General features: G+C 28.4%; 28 protein-coding genes. 17 read left to right on the top strand and 11 right to left on the bottom strand.

All coding sequences use genetic code 11. The features are described 5' to 3' along the window. The first annotated feature begins 202 nt into the window (after positions 1-202). The 4 genes from ABUA17_RS17345 to ABUA17_RS17330 all read left to right on the top strand — a co-directional run bounded on the left by ABUA17_RS17345 (position 203) and on the right by ABUA17_RS17330 (position 2208). On the top strand, positions 203-406 hold the full coding sequence (locus ABUA17_RS17345; RefSeq protein ID WP_288161260.1) for a hypothetical protein: 204 nt from the start codon (positions 203-205) through the stop codon (positions 404-406). A 131-nt stretch (positions 407-537) separates the two neighbouring features. Then, positions 538-834, top strand: a complete 297-nt coding sequence (locus ABUA17_RS17340; protein WP_288161261.1) for a hypothetical protein — start codon at positions 538-540, stop codon at positions 832-834. Next, on the top strand, positions 831-1073 hold the full coding sequence (locus tag ABUA17_RS17335) for a phage holin (RefSeq protein ID WP_195949540.1): 243 nt from the start codon (positions 831-833) through the stop codon (positions 1071-1073). The genes ABUA17_RS17340 and ABUA17_RS17335 overlap by 4 nt, the downstream gene beginning before the upstream one ends. A gap of 55 nt (positions 1074-1128) precedes the next feature. After that, a complete protein-coding gene (locus ABUA17_RS17330; RefSeq protein ID WP_288161262.1) occupies positions 1129-2208 on the top strand; it encodes a peptidoglycan recognition protein family protein in 1080 nt (359 codons plus the stop codon). A gap of 43 nt (positions 2209-2251) precedes the next feature. On the opposite strand, the gene ABUA17_RS17325 is transcribed toward ABUA17_RS17330, so the two are convergent. Then, positions 2252-2410, bottom strand: a complete 159-nt coding sequence (locus tag ABUA17_RS17325) for a hypothetical protein (protein ID WP_288161263.1) — start codon at positions 2408-2410, stop codon at positions 2252-2254. A 369-nt stretch (positions 2411-2779) separates the two neighbouring features. Between ABUA17_RS17325 and ABUA17_RS17320 the strand changes: the two genes are divergently transcribed. Together ABUA17_RS17320 and ABUA17_RS17315 are read left to right on the top strand one after the other, a co-directional pair. Continuing rightward, positions 2780-2962 (top strand): AbrB/MazE/SpoVT family DNA-binding domain-containing protein, encoded by a 183-nt coding sequence (locus ABUA17_RS17320; protein WP_288161264.1) that lies wholly within the window; start codon positions 2780-2782, stop codon positions 2960-2962. A gap of 91 nt (positions 2963-3053) precedes the next feature. Next, complete coding sequence (locus tag ABUA17_RS17315) at positions 3054-4112, top strand: tyrosine-type recombinase/integrase (protein ID WP_288161265.1); 1059 nt, start codon at positions 3054-3056, stop codon at positions 4110-4112. Positions 4113-4325: 213 nt separating this feature from the next. Here the strand turns inward: ABUA17_RS17315 and ABUA17_RS17310 are convergent, their stop codons facing one another. Further along, the gene (locus ABUA17_RS17310) at positions 4326-4625 is read right to left on the bottom strand and encodes a hypothetical protein (protein ID WP_288161266.1); all 300 of its coding nucleotides are present in this window, start codon (positions 4623-4625) and stop codon (positions 4326-4328) included. Positions 4626-4897: 272 nt separating this feature from the next. Between ABUA17_RS17310 and ABUA17_RS17305 the strand changes: the two genes are divergently transcribed. After that, positions 4898-5491, top strand: a complete 594-nt coding sequence (locus ABUA17_RS17305; protein ID WP_288218910.1) for a recombinase family protein — start codon at positions 4898-4900, stop codon at positions 5489-5491. A gap of 76 nt (positions 5492-5567) precedes the next feature. Here ABUA17_RS17305 and ABUA17_RS17300 read toward each other — a convergent pair whose 3' ends face one another. From ABUA17_RS17300 to ABUA17_RS17265, 8 genes are all read right to left on the bottom strand, one after another. After that, positions 5568-5834: a hypothetical protein gene (locus tag ABUA17_RS17300; protein ID WP_349818226.1), complete on the bottom strand. Its 267-nt coding sequence runs from the start codon at positions 5832-5834 to the stop codon at positions 5568-5570. Beyond that, complete coding sequence (locus ABUA17_RS17295; protein WP_349818225.1) at positions 5834-5995, bottom strand: hypothetical protein; 162 nt, start codon at positions 5993-5995, stop codon at positions 5834-5836. Before ABUA17_RS17295 ends, ABUA17_RS17300 begins: the two co-directional genes overlap by 1 nt. Positions 5996-6098: 103 nt before the next feature. Then, positions 6099-6347: a hypothetical protein gene (locus ABUA17_RS17290; RefSeq protein ID WP_349818224.1), complete on the bottom strand. Its 249-nt coding sequence runs from the start codon at positions 6345-6347 to the stop codon at positions 6099-6101. A 12-nt stretch (positions 6348-6359) separates the two neighbouring features. Then, complete coding sequence (locus tag ABUA17_RS17285) at positions 6360-7274, bottom strand: ParM/StbA family protein (protein ID WP_288218909.1); 915 nt, start codon at positions 7272-7274, stop codon at positions 6360-6362. A gap of 283 nt (positions 7275-7557) precedes the next feature. Then, positions 7558-8793: a hypothetical protein gene (locus ABUA17_RS17280; protein WP_349818223.1), complete on the bottom strand. Its 1236-nt coding sequence runs from the start codon at positions 8791-8793 to the stop codon at positions 7558-7560. A 314-nt stretch (positions 8794-9107) separates the two neighbouring features. Then, positions 9108-9401 carry a helix-turn-helix domain-containing protein gene (locus tag ABUA17_RS17275; RefSeq protein ID WP_349818222.1) on the bottom strand — a complete coding sequence of 98 codons (294 nt, stop codon included), beginning with the start codon at positions 9399-9401 and terminating at the stop codon, positions 9108-9110. Between the two features lie 103 nt (positions 9402-9504). Continuing rightward, positions 9505-9699 (bottom strand): helix-turn-helix domain-containing protein, encoded by a 195-nt coding sequence (locus ABUA17_RS17270; protein WP_349818221.1) that lies wholly within the window; start codon positions 9697-9699, stop codon positions 9505-9507. Between the two features lie 386 nt (positions 9700-10085). Beyond that, positions 10086-10499 (bottom strand): helix-turn-helix domain-containing protein, encoded by a 414-nt coding sequence (locus tag ABUA17_RS17265; RefSeq protein ID WP_349818220.1) that lies wholly within the window; start codon positions 10497-10499, stop codon positions 10086-10088. 149 nt (positions 10500-10648) lie between these two features. Between ABUA17_RS17265 and ABUA17_RS17260 the strand changes: the two genes are divergently transcribed. From ABUA17_RS17260 to ABUA17_RS17250, 3 genes are all read left to right on the top strand, one after another. Beyond that, positions 10649-10801, top strand: a complete 153-nt coding sequence (locus tag ABUA17_RS17260) for a hypothetical protein (RefSeq protein WP_349818219.1) — start codon at positions 10649-10651, stop codon at positions 10799-10801. Between the two features lie 28 nt (positions 10802-10829). Further along, the gene (locus ABUA17_RS17255; protein WP_349818218.1) at positions 10830-11603 is read left to right on the top strand and encodes an ORF6C domain-containing protein; all 774 of its coding nucleotides are present in this window, start codon (positions 10830-10832) and stop codon (positions 11601-11603) included. Positions 11604-11741: 138 nt separating this feature from the next. Further along, positions 11742-12128: a hypothetical protein gene (locus ABUA17_RS17250; RefSeq protein WP_349818217.1), complete on the top strand. Its 387-nt coding sequence runs from the start codon at positions 11742-11744 to the stop codon at positions 12126-12128. Here the strand turns inward: ABUA17_RS17250 and ABUA17_RS17245 are convergent. Further along, positions 12125-12364: a hypothetical protein gene (locus tag ABUA17_RS17245; RefSeq protein WP_279022290.1), complete on the bottom strand. Its 240-nt coding sequence runs from the start codon at positions 12362-12364 to the stop codon at positions 12125-12127. The genes ABUA17_RS17250 and ABUA17_RS17245 overlap by 4 nt on opposite strands. A 99-nt stretch (positions 12365-12463) precedes the next feature. Here ABUA17_RS17245 and ABUA17_RS17240 point away from each other — a divergent pair, with 99 nt between their 5' ends. The 7 genes from ABUA17_RS17240 to ABUA17_RS17210 all read left to right on the top strand — a co-directional run bounded on the left by ABUA17_RS17240 (position 12464) and on the right by ABUA17_RS17210 (position 14923). Then, a complete protein-coding gene (locus tag ABUA17_RS17240; protein ID WP_342985938.1) occupies positions 12464-12601 on the top strand; it encodes a hypothetical protein in 138 nt (45 codons plus the stop codon). Positions 12602-12680: 79 nt separating this feature from the next. After that, positions 12681-12806, top strand: coding sequence for a hypothetical protein (locus ABUA17_RS17235; protein ID WP_342985939.1), 126 nt, complete (start codon positions 12681-12683; stop codon positions 12804-12806). 9 nt (positions 12807-12815) lie between these two features. After that, positions 12816-12941, top strand: coding sequence for a Spo0E family sporulation regulatory protein-aspartic acid phosphatase (locus ABUA17_RS17230; protein ID WP_154821285.1), 126 nt, complete (start codon positions 12816-12818; stop codon positions 12939-12941). Between the two features lie 27 nt (positions 12942-12968). After that, positions 12969-13172, top strand: a complete 204-nt coding sequence (locus tag ABUA17_RS17225; protein ID WP_154821286.1) for a hypothetical protein — start codon at positions 12969-12971, stop codon at positions 13170-13172. Beyond that, positions 13159-13311, top strand: coding sequence for a DUF6906 family protein (locus ABUA17_RS17220; protein WP_279022286.1), 153 nt, complete (start codon positions 13159-13161; stop codon positions 13309-13311). The genes ABUA17_RS17225 and ABUA17_RS17220 overlap by 14 nt, the downstream gene beginning before the upstream one ends. Before the next feature lie 87 nt (positions 13312-13398). Next, positions 13399-14256, top strand: a complete 858-nt coding sequence (locus ABUA17_RS17215) for a helix-turn-helix domain-containing protein (RefSeq protein ID WP_349818216.1) — start codon at positions 13399-13401, stop codon at positions 14254-14256. Next, positions 14186-14923: an ATP-binding protein gene (locus ABUA17_RS17210; RefSeq protein ID WP_288219163.1), complete on the top strand. Its 738-nt coding sequence runs from the start codon at positions 14186-14188 to the stop codon at positions 14921-14923. The genes ABUA17_RS17215 and ABUA17_RS17210 overlap by 71 nt, the downstream gene beginning before the upstream one ends. Positions 14924-15022 lie beyond the last annotated feature (99 nt).

Genomic DNA, 15022 nt, shown 5'->3' with positions numbered 1-15022 from the left:
TACCAATAATTTAAATAGGGTGGCTATAAATATAATGATGAAATAATTTTAACTCACACTTGATTTATATTGTTCGTGAAATTAAAACTTTAAAGAGCTTGGTAAGCTAGATCTTTTATATTAAAAGAATATATTAGTTCCCAATATACATTTGCTAAAAATACACATACATTTATGGTATAATTTGTATAGGGGTGATATTATGGGCGATGTATTTGAATTACCAATAGTTAAAGCAATTAAAGAAGTAGAAGAATTAGCCAATATAATTAAAGAAAAGAAAAATAAATCAGAAGAATTTAAAATTGAATTAGAACAACTTAAAAGAAAATGTCTTAAATATAATCTAAATATATATGATTATTACCATACTAAAAGTTACACAAGCAAAGGATCATGGGGATAAATTGTGTAAAAAACATGAGGATGTGATTAATATGAGAATAGACCCACCGTATGGGAACAAAGTTTTTTAAAAAAAGAGTCTTATAAATAAGGCTCTTTTTTAATACAAAAAAATAAAAGGTAGGTGTGAAAATGGAAACAATAAGCATTGCATTAGCTTGTACGATTATAGGAGCTATTATAAGTTATGCTACATTTCAAAGAAATAGAGGACAGGACATTAGAGCAGATACTAGAGAAGAAGCTGTAACAAGAGCTAAGCTAGATTATATAGCTACAGCAGTTGATGAAATAAGACTAGATAATAAAGCTAGGGATAGAGAAGTAACAGAACTTAAAGAGAGAGTTATAAGAAATGAAGAAAGTGTAAAATCAGCGCATAAGCGTATTGATGGATTAGAAGAAGAAAGAGGAGTGTGTCAAGTATGAAGAAAATATTAAAATCAATTGTTACAAGATTAAACAACAAGGGAACAATTCTTTCATTAGCAGCATTAGTTATATCATTATTAGTTCAATTTGGATTAAATATTGATTCTGAAAAGATTTTAGGAATTGTACAAACTATATGTTCAATTTTAATTTTATTAGGACTACTTAATGATCCAACACAAAACACTAAAGCCTACATACCAGGTGTAAGTGATAAATTAATTAATAAAGAATAGTTTAGAGGGCCTATATGGTCCTCTTTTTATATCAAAATTTAAGGAGATGTTATTTATGTTAGAAATTCAAAAAAGGTTATCAGCTTACAATTTTAGCTCAAGAAATGGGAGTAGTATAAAGTATTTAGTATTACACTATACAGGAAACAAAGGAGATACTGCTAATGACAATGCTACTTATTTTGGCGGGGGCAATAGAAATGCTTCAGCACATTATTTTATTGATGATAACGAAATTGTACAAGTTGTAGAAGAAAGTAATTCAGCTTGGGCAGTTGGTGATGGTGCTGGTGAGTATGGTATTACTAATAGAAATTCTATTTCAATAGAAATGTGCTGCAATTCTGATGGTGAAGTTTCTGAAAAAACAGAAGCTAATGCATTAGAGTTAGTTAAGAGCTTAATGGATAAATATAATATAGCTACTACTAATGTAGTAAGGCATTATGATGCATCAAGAAAAATTTGTCCTAATTGGTCATCTAATAATTGGGATAGGTGGGTGAATTTTAAAAAGAAATTAGGAGATTCAACTATAGTAGAAAATATAGTTGTTACAAAGCCTACAACTTCAGTTACAGATTATTCTAAGTATGCTAATTATGTAGGTAATAGATGTAAAGAACTTCAAACTCTATTAATAGCCTTAGGCTATAAATGTGGTGGGTATGGAGCTGATGGAAAGTTTGGTAAAGGTACTTATGATAGTTTAATTCAATTCCAAAAAGATTATGGATTAAAAGTTGATGGATTAGCTGGAACTAATACATTTGATAAGCTATATGAATTAACAGGTGTTAATAATTTTAATACTTCTTTTAATTTTGAACAATGGGTAAGAGATTTACAAACAGAATGTAATAATCAAGGATTCTCTAAGCAAAAAGTTGATGGAGATCCAGGAGCTAAAACATTAGAAGGATGTCCAACATTGAGAAAAGGTGCAGAAGGTAATATAACTAAATTAGCTCAAGAAAGACTAATAAGTTTAGGTTATGATCTAGGAAAGCATGGAGCAGATGGAGATTTTGAAACTGATACTTATAATGCAGTAGTAAAATTCCAAAAAGCTAATGGATTAACACCAGATGGAGTTGTTGGTCAAAACACTTGGAGAAAACTATTAAATTTATAATTATTAAAGGCTAGGGATTAACTTCTCTAGCCTTTTTTTTACCCTATTTATCTAGGTTCTTTTTTGCTTCTTCGTATTGCTCTTTACTAAAAGGAATATTATTTTCCTTTAAAGATTGAACATACTTATCTAAATCAACTATCGTTTCACCTTGCCTTGTTTCAAAAGGATTATTTATATCTTTTAGTTTAAAATCAAGCATCTTTAGAACCTCCAATGTTAATATATCGTGATTATATCACATTGCATATAGTCAAGAAAATTTATATGGATTTTCCTGGGGAATTACAATAAATGTACACCATTTTTTCAAATGGGCAGGATAAGAAGATGTGAATACCTTACTACATATTCATGGCAAAGCCTTGAAATTACTATCTTTAATTGATGTGTAATATGTTAAGAATAATTATAAAAAATTGTTACATGAATGATGAAATATAACTTTAAACGGCTTAAATACATTGTTTGTTATGTTGTGAAAATAAGATATTAAAGTTATTGACAACAGTAACCGATAGATGTAATAATAATATTATGAATTATTGGATACCGATAGGGAGGTGATTAAATGAAAGAAAATAGAGAATTAAATGTTATGTTTAATAAATCTGGTGGTAATACAAGCAAAAATTCATATAGTCCCAAAGTAAGCATTCCAAAGTCATGGCTAGATGATATGGGAATTACTTTAGATGAAAGAGGAATAATCGCAAGTTACGAAGATAAAAAGATAACAATTAAAAAGAAATAAAAACAAAAAAGCCCACTCAATTAAGAGCAGACCTAACGTGACAATTAGATTATATCCTAATTGGGTGGATAATTCAAGGAGGATAAAACAAATGGAATACAATTATAGAAATTGTAATAATGAACTATTGGTAAAATTATTAGGAAAATTAACACTAGAATTACCACAATTAGAGGTAGATCTACAAGAGCAATTAAAAATAAAAAGAGTTATAGAAGAAACTCTATATGAATATGAAGTCACATCTAAAGAAACCGCATTAGTTACTAGTGATTTAGATGAAAAAATAAATTATTTCTTAGCCACTAAAAAATTAGAAGGGTTATCTCCTGCAACATTGAAGGGTTATAACTATAATTTAAGAAAATTACAAAGATATTTTCATAAACCTATTTCAACAATTACTACCCCAGATATTAAAATGTTTATGTATGCAGAAAGCGAGAGTAAAAGTCCTGCTGGGATGAATACTTTTATGACATCAATAAGGTTATTTTTCAAATGGCTTCAAAATGAAGAGTTTATAGTAAAGGATCCTTGTTCTTCAATTAAGCCTGCGAAAGAACCTAAAAGACAAAAGCCACATTTAACTGAAGAACAAGTTGAAATGCTAAGAGACTGCATGCTTAGCAGGAGAGATAGAGCAATATTAGAGTTCTTTTTAAGCACAGGATGCAGAGTAGGTGAAGTTGGTAATGTTAAAGTTAAAGATATAGATTTTCAAAATAAAACTTTACTTGTAATAGGTAAGGGGAATAAGGAAAGAAGAGTTTATTTTACAGAGAGATGTAAAAGAGCTATTATTAATTACTTGAAAGAAAGAGAAGAAAAAGGAATAGTTAGTAAGTACTTATTCTGTTCTTCAAAGGCTCCTAAAAATCGTAAAATAAATACAGAACCTTATAAAAAGCTTGATAATAGAGGATATCAAGTTATAGTTGACAAGATGCAAAAAATGGCCAATATAGAAATGAGAATCACTCCGCATATATTTAGGCATACATTTGCTACTAATGCATTAAAGAGCGGCATGAGACCAGAAATAATACAAGAAATTCTAGGTCATTCAGATGTGGGCATTACATTAAAAGTATATGCCAAGTTAGCTCAAACAGAAGTTGAATATAGCTACAGAAAATTAGTATCTTAAAGTGAAAAATTACAAAAACAATTTTGTTTCAAATGTTAAGAAACAAGATTGTTTTTATTTTATTCACTATTTGTAACGCATTATAATGAAAATTCACTAATGGCGTTACACACTTAAACCTAGTAATATAAACACTTTTCGTGGCTTTGCCAGCGAATTTGTATACAACCTTATCCTGCCCCTTTGAAAAAGGGGACTATAATATATAATTATTTAATCATAAGCTCCATTAATAACTCTACAAATTGTAGCTTTGCTCCAACCAGTTTCTTTAGCTATAGAACTATAGCTAAAATTTTCTTTTAATCTTAACGTCTTTATGTATAATATTTCATCATTACTTATTTGCCTTTCTTTTGGCTCTAGATACCCTGTCTTTTTAATCCTTACTTCTAGACCTTTAACCTTCTTTTTCAATTCTCTATTTTCTTCATAGAGAGAATTATATCTGCATAAAAGCTCATTATATTTTTCTTCCCAATCAATCTTTTCTTTTTTATTAAATATAGCCATAATAATTAACTCCTTATTTTAGTTTCTTATCTTATTAAACGCACACTTAATATAATATCAAAATAATATTTTTAACGGAATACTACTTAGATAGTTTAATTTTTAAAAGTATCAAAACTTAACACTTTTGAACTAGGAGTATTTTTTGCTTGACATAGATTTTTAATGAACGATAAAATAATACTTAATAAAGGGTCAAAAATCATGGTCAAAAGTCATGGTATAAATTTAGTATTTTGGGACCAGTTTTGACCTTAATGGAGGGGAATAATATGAATTATGGATATGCAAGAGTTAGTACAATAAAACAAGGACATGGAAATTCTTTGGAAGAACAATTAACACAATTATTTGCAGCAGGTTGTGATCAAGTTATAGAGGAAAAATTTTCAGGAAAAACAAACGATAGACCCCAACTAAAAATATTATTAGAAAAATTACAAAAAGGTGATACTTTTACAGTTACTAAATTAGATAGATTCGCTAGGAGCTTAATAGATGGAACAAAATTAGTTCAAGAGTTACTAGATAGAGGTATAAAAATAAATATACTAAATATAGGGGTAATGGATAATACACCTTCAAGCAAATTAATAAGAAATATATTCTTATCCTTTGCTGAATTTGAAAGAGATATGATTTTAGAAAGAACCCGAGAAGGAAAGGAAATAGCAAGGACAAAAGAGGGGTATAAAGAGGGTAGACCTAAAAAGTTTACTAAAGACCAAATAGACTTAGCTTTATCCATGCTATCTGTAAATGGAGGAGATAAAAGTTATAACGAGGTTGAGAAATTAATAGGGATTAGTGTAAGTACATTAAAGAGGGAAAATAATAAACGAAAATTAGAAAAATTAAATAATTAGTAATATTTTTGAATTGCAAACTAAAAATACCGCACATTCATTTCTGAATAGTACGGTATTTTTATTAGTTTATTATCTATGCTGCTAAATAACCCATTACATTATTATCTTTATCTTTAATTTCTAAACACCATAAAAAATTTCCTATAACATTAGCTGGATGTAACACTTCTGTTATTTTACTATCATTCCAAATAACTAAATAACACTTATCTTCTCCAAGCTCTATAGTTATACCTGTTTCATTTTCAACTATATCCATTACATCTAATTTTATATATAAGTCACTTTTATATAAATAAAATGTAGCTTCTTCTAAATCATAACCAGTAAATCTATCCATTATACCCTAACCTTCTTACCCTTTCTCTTAGTATTGTTATAAGCATTAAATACTAAGATTACTATTGCTAATATAGCAAAGAAAGCTAATCCAGTTGTTATTATCCCATAGCTCCACTCTATCAAAACTATAATTACATTAATTACATTTACATTATTCATTATTTTACTCTCCTTATTGAAAGGCCAAGCAAAATATGTTATACTCTAGTTGCGAAGTAGGTGTGTAACATATGTTGCCGCCTTATTTTTTTTATTTATTTTTTTAGTCGGCCATATCATCAAATGATTTATTTATACTTTTCTTTAAAATAGAATTTTTCTTTTCTTCCTTTACTTTAACTTCAACTGGAACTGCAACTTCTTTTTGTATAGGTGAATTTATTAAAAATCTTCTTTCCAGCAACATTCTTTCTAAAGCTACATTTCTACTGCTTAAATTGTATTCTTTTTTATATGCTTCTATTTCATTAAGAATATCTTCTTCTAAATGGAAACTTGTTGTTTTCTTCAATGTCTATCACTCCTAAAATCTTTCTGTCCCTACAAGCCAACACCCTTTAGCTGTAGCCATTTGCGCATCTTCTATAACTTTAAATCTTTCATCAAAGTTCATATTTAAAGAAGTTCCTCCAGCTAAGAATATATCCATTTCATCAAGGTTTATCCATCTATCCTCTATTAACTGATCTATATTTTCAGATGCTAACCTATAGGCTTTCTCTTTAAGTTCATTATAATCATCAGATGTATCAATTTCATTAACATCTTTTATAATTCCTTTATTTAACAACTTATCTTTAACGTTATTCATTACAGATCTATTACCGAACTCTATTGTGTCAGACTTCTTATCTATAAAAGTAAGGCTCTTATCGAAGTATGCAAGCTCTGTACTTCTAAAACCTATATTAACAATCCCTACAGGTTTAGATAAAGTATCAACATCTTTAAGTTTCCAGTATAAAGCTGCATCAGCTTCTCTGCATATGCTTATATCCTTAATCTTAACTTCTTTAAAAGAACCATTGATCTTATCTTTAACTTTAAAAGTCCTACCTTTATATTCTTCAACTATTTCAGCTAGTACCGATTTTCTAAAAGACTTATATGGAACTGCCATCATTATTTTAACTGTATCTTCTATAGCTAATTCACTTAGAGCAGCAGCTATTAACACTTGTACTGTATTTGATACTTTACTATCCTTATTATTTCTCGCCAATGTTTGACTTTCTTTTTCAGCAAGTAATCCTATAAACCAATCCTCGTTGTCATAATTAATCATAATTGGAGCATTAAAACCACTTAATTCTATTTCTCTGCCTTCTCCTATTATTGATTTAAAGCAACATTCCTTTACTATTCCGTTAAATTCTGTGTATCCTTTGGTGAAACCGCGCCCACAATCAAGGCCAATTATTTGAACATTTTTCTTCATAAGCAAATCCCTCCATAAAATATTAAATTTTTCTTTGTATTGGGTTGATTTATTGTTTAAATATCAACTACCTTGATTACATAATACATTGTTTTAAATTATATGTCAACAACAATTTAACAAAATACCAACTAAATTTATTTATTTTCTCTTGTTTTGGTTTAAAAGTAGTTTAAGTATAGTTAATAAATAGTTTAAATATGGTTGTAACACACCGCGAACACCATATATTAAACAATATATAAACCATATTTAAACTATTGCGTTTTTTAGTATCTTTTGCTTAATTTCTTTCTACTTCTAAGATTAGTTCACCAGTAATCCCATTATCCCTTAACACACTTAATATATTATCCTTATATTTTCTCTCTATTACTCCCTTAGTAAGGTTATTTCTACATAAAAAGATAATATCATCATCAATCCTCAAAAATTTGTTAGGAACTATCCACGCGTTAAATTCAGTAGTGCTAACAATGTCAACCAATAATTGTTTTACTTCTGGAACTTCTTCAGCCGCAGTTAGGTCTATTTCTCTATTAATTATTGCAGAAAGTTCTCTTTCTTTTGCTACTTCGATAGCATTATCTAAATTCTTAGCTTCTTCTTTTTCTTTTATTGCTCTATTTTTAGCTTGTCTTTGTTTTTCTCTATAGGCATTAATATCATCAGTAAATTGTTCTCCAGTAGTAATTCCTTTTCTTAGGCAATCATTTATTCTATCTTCGAACCATTGGTAAGTTCTAGCGTTAGTTTCTTCTGCATATACTAAAATAGATTCGATTAGATCTGCTCTAAAGTTTTTAATATGATCCTGGAATTTAGGTAAAGTTGTTGCTCCTAATTTTTTACCTATAATTTTTTCATATCTGTTTTGGAAAGAGAGATGGGAGTTTTCTCCCTTACTATTACTACTAATATCAGTTTTGGTGAAAGGATCAGTGTTAGTAAAAGGATTTAGTATTTGTTGTCCTGCGTTTTCTACTTGTAGGTTTTCTACTTGTACATTTTGGGAAAGTAGAAAATTTTTATTTTTATTTTCTACTTTGCCTTTTTGGGAAAGTAGTGTAATTTCTCTTTCTATAACGATTGGAACACTTCTTTCAAAAGATTTTATTTTTATTTTTTTATTAACAATCTTACCTTCTGTATCTTTAAAATATTTTTCTTTAACAGAAGAAATTATTTCAGAATCTTCAAATGGAGTTTCAGAAACTAAGGTTTCCCAGTGATGAACTTTCCCAGTATCCATGTCATAAACTCTATATCTTTGCATATATTTTTTATCCTTTAATTCATTTAGGCCAGCTCTTACACTTTTTTCACCGTCTTTATCTCTACATAAATCAGATATATATATTTGCCAATCATCAGGTTTAGATAATATATAGGTCATAATACCAAGAGCTTTAAATGATAATTCTCTATTGTTTATTAAGTCATTATCAATTTGTGCATATTTGGCTTCTTTAACCACTCTTTTAATTACTGTTGAATCTGTTTTAATATTTGTTTCCATAAAAAATACCTCCTTGAGAAAAACATATAAAAAATGTTCCACAAAGAGGTCTTAACACTTGACTAAATTATGATTAATAATATATAATTAATACATAACAAAGTGAAAGACCTTTTTGGTGGGGCTCTTTAAGTTGAAAGTTTGGTCGCAGACAACTTAAAGAGTTTTTTTCATATCTATTTTCTTCTTTTATTCACAAAAATTTATTTTATAGTCAATATTGTAATGCATTTTCCAAAAGTTATCAACAAAAAAATTAATCAGCCAATTTTTATCCACAAAAAAAGCATATCTTATTATTTCTAAGACATGCTTTAATATTTTTCTATTTTATATTTTTTTAAAGTTTCATATACATCCATAATGGCATCTACATTCTTTTTATTCTCTAATGCAAAATTATATTTATGTTTTGTTCTTCCTAACAAATAATCACAACTAACCTCAAAATAATCTGCTATAACAACTAGTGTCTCTATATCTATCCTTCTATTACCACTTTCCCAATTAGCTAAAGCTGACCTAGAAATATTAAGTACAGCTGCAAGATCTTCTTGATTCATATTTTTATCCAGTCTTAATTCTGCAATAATCTCTCCTATATTCATAATATCCCTCCAAGGAATATTATAAATGATACTCTTGATGAAAGATTACAAGTTTCATTACGAAATAATAAAAATACAAAAGTTTCATTATGAAACAACAAATCTATAATCCAGCTATAAACTTAAAAACTTTTATAGGATCTAACTCCAATATTGAAGACAAGACTAATATTTTAGCTACGGATATAGATTTAGTTTTTCTAGTTTCTAACTTAGAAATATAAGATTGGCTTACACCCAAATATATTGCCAAATCTTTTTGTGTTAGTTTTTTATTAAATCGAGCCTTTCTTAACATAAATAACCTTTGTTTCTTAATAAATTCCCGGCAACAAATGCCATAATTCGACAGAAAAATGGTAAGTTACATATAATATTTTAAAATAATTTTATTAATAAACAATAGATTTAACAAATTACACATATTTACTACAACTGTAAAAATTTTGTCGAAATATTCCTGTCAGGAATATTTTTTTGCGTTATAATACAAATATAGAATTTGCCTTGAACGAATGTTCGGGTTAATATATAATTCTTATTAAGAAATCCAAAGGGGATGTTTATTGTGGAAAATATTAAAATGGAATTAATAGAATTAATAGAAGAAATTGATGATGAAAAAATTCTAAATAGAATAAAACTTGTAGTATTAGGAATTAGAAGAAATAAAAAAAAGGGAGCTTAGTCAGCATCCCTTTTTTGGTTATTTATTTTAGATAAGTGTTCATCTCTTTTCTTTATTCCTTCGATAAGTTCAGTTACGATTGGCCAATAACTTTCATCCAAATCCAGCATTAATCTTATAAATTTTCTTTTATCTTCTTCATCATCAACTAGAAGAGCTCCAATCATATATGCAAATTCTTCATCCTCAGTCATTTTATGATACATATCACCTTCACCGGTATAAATCCAGTTTTCGTCAATATTAAACTCTCTAACAATATCTTTTATAGAACGTTCTGTTATTTCTCTTAACCCCTTTTCGTAACAAGATATAATACTGCGTGATAAATTTAATCTTTTTCCGAATTCTTCTTGTGATAGGTTTTCTGATATTCTAACAGATTTTATTCTATCTCCAATTGTATTCATAGATACACCTCCTAGAATAATAATAATACTTTTAATTCTACTTTGCAACAAAACCTAGAAAAATTTTTGCAAAAAGTGTTGATTTGTGGAAAAAAATAGTGTAATATTATGTCGTAACGTTGCATTGCAACTAATAAAGGAGGGGTAAAGTGTCAGATAAAGAAATATTAGAAATGAAAATGAATCTTCTAAAGGCTAACTTAGATCTCTTTCAAGAAGTAAGACAAGAAGATAAAAGTTATATTCTGGGATATTTAGCTGGATTAACAAAGGCTACCATAATATATAAAAACAAAATGTAAATATTATTTTATTAAGGGGGGAAAGAAATTGGAAAGTATAAGTCATATGCATAAAGATGGAGTGATGGTTGGTTATAGAAATAACCAACTAGTTACTATAGATAGCAGAGAAGTCGCTGAAATGTTAGGAAAAGAACATTCATATGTATTAGAAATGATACAAGGAAGAGAAGGAAAGTTAGGAATAATACCGGTTTTGGAAAACGCCAATTTGGCGGTATCAAACTATTTTATACAATCAACTTATAGATCCGGTACTAGAGAATATAAGTGTTACTTAGTTACGAAAATGGGCTGTGAATTATTAGGGAATAAGCAGCAGGGAGAAAAAGGAATATTATTTACGGCTAAGTATGTAGAAAGATTTAATAAAATGGAACAAGCTATAAAAGGGCAGCTTAAGCCACTTACTACAGAGGAAATGCTAGAGCTTCAATTTAAATATGCTAAAGAAGTCAAAGAAGAAGTAATAGAGCTTAAAGAAGATTTTAAAGAATTAAAAGATAATCTTCCATTATTGGGGATTGATTGCGATGAAATTACAAGTTTAATTAAGAAAGTTTGCACTAGAGTAACAGGCTATGGAACACTAGCATATAAGGACAAATCTTTAAGAGGAAGAGTTTATGCAGATATTTATGGTCAAGTGAAAAGGGAATTTCAAGTTAAATCATATAAAGCTATAAAGAGAAGTCAAGCAGAAAAGGCTAAAGAAATAATAAGAGATTATAAAGCACCAACAGGTTTATTGGATGAAATTTCAAGAATAAATAATCAAATTAATTTTAAAGACGTGGTTTAAATGATAGGCAATAAAGTATGCACAGCAATACCATATAAAACGTTTAAAGAGAAGATATCTTTAACAAAGAAATATAAAGATAAACATATAGAAGTTTATAAAAATTATATATTAGTGATTTATTAGGAGGAATTAAGGATGAATAAAAGAGAAATTTTAGAAAGAGCTATTGAATTAAAGGAGTGTGCAGAAAAATTTGAATCAGTTACATTTTTAGATTCAGATGTAGAATTTTTTCAACATGCAGTTGAAATTGTACAAACTGCAACTAACGAGAACCTTAAAGTTTTTGAAAAAGATAGTAATAGTATGTGTAACGCTGCAGAAAAAGTAACAAGTAGAACAGTTTTTAAAAATATAACAGAGAGTAAGATAAACGTAATCAAAAATGAGTTAGATGGATTAACTCGTACTGAATGGAAGTATATAAGAGATGGAATTGATATGTATTTTAGATATAAAGCCGCCAATATAAAGATTGACGACCATGTTTGTTTAGATAATTATCTAAACAGAAAATATTAACTTTTTACTATTTGGATAAAAATGGGGTGTATGCGGTAATCTTTACCTAAGTAATGGATATAAACATGATCTAGTTGGTAAAGTGTATCATCTTCTTCCTTTTTTATAGGGCTATAAATTTCAGCGTTTTCCTCATACCATATTGTAGGAGATTTGTAATGAGGGCCTATTTTGCAGTTTGGATCATCGCATAAGTTTACCCAGTTGCCTGCTAAACAAGCATAGATGGTTGTCATAAATTTCCCCTCCTTTCTAAGTGAATTGTAAGCGCGAATACAAGAAAATAATACAATAAAAAGTCTAAAAATGTCAAATTTAGAACTAGGAGGGTAATTATGAAGTCAGAACCAATAAAATTAAGAAGATTAAGAGCTGGGTTTATCGATAGAGAGGAGGTTGCAAATTTACTAGGTATAAGCGACTTATACTTAGGAAAATTAGAGAGAGGTGATAAAAAACATCACCTAAATTAATAGTGCGAATGGCAAAGTTATATAGATGTACAACAGATGAAATATTTAAAGATTTTAATATAACAGGTTAGGAGGATTAATGGAAGGTTTAAATATATGGGGTATATGCTTCTTTGTAATGCCCCTAGTCTTAGTAATAATTATTGGGTTAATGATGATTATTGTATCTACTGTAGAAGGATTAAATAAGTTAATAAAAAAATAGGAGGTACTTATGGAAAATTTAAGAGAACAACTTTATAAAGCCATTGAGAAATATGGAATAGGTGATGAAAGGACTATTGCTATTAGTGAAGAGTTGAATAAGTTTATTTGTAGGGCTCAAAAACAATATTGTTAAAGTTAAGCATGAGGGAGGTATTGCTTAGTGACAAAATCAATTAGTCAATTAAAGATATCTGAAAGAAAAAAAGTAATTATTAAAAGAATAGATAAGTTAGAGCAATTTATTGCAGAAGAAAATACACATAACCTTGCTAAGAGGGCATTTGAAATTAATTTAAAACACTTAAGAGAAGAGTTTAAAGAATTAGAGATATTGGAGAGGAGTTTATTAAATGAAGAAGCTTAAGAAGTTAACAAGAGAGCAAAAAGGGTTTTTAGCAAATAACGGATTAAATCCTAATGATTTTCTAGTAGAAAGAGCAACTCCATATGAATTTGTGTTTTGTAATATTCATACAAAAGTTTTATGGAATTTTAGAAGATAAAAGAAAAAGGACGTACCACACCGACCAAAGTTAAGGTAAGTCCAAAGAAAAAATGATATTTTATATTATATCAGAAAGGTATTAATTATGGAAAGAGCATTTAAAGGCGTTTGGATACCAAAAGAAATTTGGCTATCAAAAGAATTAACATTAACTGAAAAAGTATTTTTAACAGAAATAGAGAGTTTGGATAATTCAGACGGATGTTTTGCTAGTAATGAGCATTTTGCAACGTTTTTTAATCTTTCAAAAAATCGTTGTTCAGAAATAGTAAAATCTTTGGAGAAAAAGGGGTATGTAGATATTAAATATATCTACAAGGAAAATAGCAAGGAGATATTAAAGCGGATTATAAGAATAAAAAATAGAACAATTTGTTATAAGTCAACCCCTTCGGAAAATCGACTGACCCCTTCGGAAAATCGACTGACCCCTTCGGAAAATCGACTGACCCCTTCGGAAAACTGTGAAGAGAATAATACAAGTATTAATAATACAAATAATAATATATCTAAAGATATATTAAGTAGTAATAAATTACTACCTATAATTGAAGCTTGGAATAAATTAAATTTATCTAAATTAGTAGCAATTAAGCCTAATACAAATAGATATAAAATGCTAAAAACTAGAATTAATGAATTCGGGATAGAAAAAGTAATTGAAGCAATAGAAAGTATAAATAATTCAGATTTTCTAAAGGGTCAAAATGATAGATCATGGGTTATTACATTTGATTGGCTTATAAAACCTAATAATTTCACTAAGGTGCTAGAAGGGAATTATTTAAATAAAGGAGGGAATATGAATGGACAACATAACAACAGGAAACACAGTAATAGATGGGGTTCTGGAAAGAATAAGACAATCCTCAATGTCAACACAGAAAGTCAATACGGAGAACTTAGCGACGAAGATCGAAGAAAAGCAGAAGAACTCATATAACTGCCAAATATGTAAAGATACTACATGGATACTTGATAACACAGGTAGAGTAGTAGAAAGGTGTAAGTGTTATGAAATTATAAAAGTTAAAGAACAGTGGGAAGCATCTGGACTTAAAACGGATGATTTAGATAAGACATTTGCAACTTATGAGCATTGGAGCAGCTTAAGTAAAAATATGAAGAATGCTGCAACAAATTATTATCTAAGGTTTAAGGAAATAGAAAAGACAAAGCATAATTCGATAATGTTTTGTGGACAACCAGGTTCAGGGAAAACTCATTTGTGCATAGCATTAGCAAATAACTTTATAAAGAAAGATGGTAAAAGAGTTGTATATATGCCTTATAGAGATGTTATCACTAAGTTAAAACAAAATATTTTGGATAAAGAATATTATAAAAATATAGTTGGTAAATACCAATTAGCTGAAATATTGCTTATAGACGATTTATTTAAAGGGAAAGTTAATGAAACTGATATTAACATAATGTTTGAAATAATAAATTATAGATATATTAATAAACTGCCTATAATAGTTTCAACTGAATATTTGGTTGAAGAAATGTTAAGTTTTGATGAAGCGATTGGAAGTAGAATTTATGAAATGTCAAAAAAATTCATAGTCGAAATTAAAGGACAAGAAAATAATTATAGACTTAGATAATAAAGTATTATTAATTCTTATAGCATTTATATAAATAAAAAATATTAAAGAAAGGACCTTTGGACAGGCTATTAAAAGTAGTGGGGATTACAGATTTAG

The organism is Clostridium sp. RTP31139st1_H3_RTP31139_211217, assembly GCF_040227035.1.
In the GTDB taxonomy this organism is placed as follows: domain Bacteria; phylum Bacillota; class Clostridia; order Clostridiales; family Clostridiaceae; genus Clostridium; species Clostridium saudiense.
The sequence above is the reverse complement of the archived record's forward strand: the minus strand, read 5'-3'. Positions and strand labels throughout refer to the sequence as shown.

Coding starts and splice junctions, on each gene's coding strand:
- ABUA17_RS17235 (WP_342985939.1), top strand. CDS start 12,681: ATGGAAGGTTTAAATATATGGGGTATATGCTTCTTTGTAATGCCCCTA.
- ABUA17_RS17315 (WP_288161265.1), top strand. CDS start 3,054: ATGGAATACAATTATAGAAATTGTAATAATGAACTATTGGTAAAATTA.
- ABUA17_RS17245 (WP_279022290.1), bottom strand. CDS start 12,364: ATGACAACCATCTATGCTTGTTTAGCAGGCAACTGGGTAAACTTATGC.
- ABUA17_RS17285 (WP_288218909.1), bottom strand. CDS start 7,274: ATGAAGAAAAATGTTCAAATAATTGGCCTTGATTGTGGGCGCGGTTTC.
- ABUA17_RS17265 (WP_349818220.1), bottom strand. CDS start 10,499: ATGAATACAATTGGAGATAGAATAAAATCTGTTAGAATATCAGAAAAC.
- ABUA17_RS17240 (WP_342985938.1), top strand. CDS start 12,464: ATGAAGTCAGAACCAATAAAATTAAGAAGATTAAGAGCTGGGTTTATC.
- ABUA17_RS17275 (WP_349818222.1), bottom strand. CDS start 9,401: ATGAATATAGGAGAGATTATTGCAGAATTAAGACTGGATAAAAATATG.
- ABUA17_RS17320 (WP_288161264.1), top strand. CDS start 2,780: ATGAAAGAAAATAGAGAATTAAATGTTATGTTTAATAAATCTGGTGGT.
- ABUA17_RS17230 (WP_154821285.1), top strand. CDS start 12,816: ATGGAAAATTTAAGAGAACAACTTTATAAAGCCATTGAGAAATATGGA.
- ABUA17_RS17340 (WP_288161261.1), top strand. CDS start 538: ATGGAAACAATAAGCATTGCATTAGCTTGTACGATTATAGGAGCTATT.
- ABUA17_RS17270 (WP_349818221.1), bottom strand. CDS start 9,699: ATGTTAAGAAAGGCTCGATTTAATAAAAAACTAACACAAAAAGATTTG.
- ABUA17_RS17215 (WP_349818216.1), top strand. CDS start 13,399: ATGGAAAGAGCATTTAAAGGCGTTTGGATACCAAAAGAAATTTGGCTA.
- ABUA17_RS17280 (WP_349818223.1), bottom strand. CDS start 8,793: ATGGAAACAAATATTAAAACAGATTCAACAGTAATTAAAAGAGTGGTT.
- ABUA17_RS17295 (WP_349818225.1), bottom strand. CDS start 5,995: ATGAATAATGTAAATGTAATTAATGTAATTATAGTTTTGATAGAGTGG.
- ABUA17_RS17220 (WP_279022286.1), top strand. CDS start 13,159: ATGAAGAAGCTTAAGAAGTTAACAAGAGAGCAAAAAGGGTTTTTAGCA.
- ABUA17_RS17325 (WP_288161263.1), bottom strand. CDS start 2,410: ATGCTTGATTTTAAACTAAAAGATATAAATAATCCTTTTGAAACAAGG.
- ABUA17_RS17310 (WP_288161266.1), bottom strand. CDS start 4,625: ATGGCTATATTTAATAAAAAAGAAAAGATTGATTGGGAAGAAAAATAT.
- ABUA17_RS17330 (WP_288161262.1), top strand. CDS start 1,129: ATGTTAGAAATTCAAAAAAGGTTATCAGCTTACAATTTTAGCTCAAGA.
- ABUA17_RS17335 (WP_195949540.1), top strand. CDS start 831: ATGAAGAAAATATTAAAATCAATTGTTACAAGATTAAACAACAAGGGA.
- ABUA17_RS17305 (WP_288218910.1), top strand. CDS start 4,898: ATGAATTATGGATATGCAAGAGTTAGTACAATAAAACAAGGACATGGA.
- ABUA17_RS17345 (WP_288161260.1), top strand. CDS start 203: ATGGGCGATGTATTTGAATTACCAATAGTTAAAGCAATTAAAGAAGTA.
- ABUA17_RS17250 (WP_349818217.1), top strand. CDS start 11,742: ATGAATAAAAGAGAAATTTTAGAAAGAGCTATTGAATTAAAGGAGTGT.
- ABUA17_RS17300 (WP_349818226.1), bottom strand. CDS start 5,834: ATGGATAGATTTACTGGTTATGATTTAGAAGAAGCTACATTTTATTTA.
- ABUA17_RS17210 (WP_288219163.1), top strand. CDS start 14,186: ATGTCAACACAGAAAGTCAATACGGAGAACTTAGCGACGAAGATCGAA.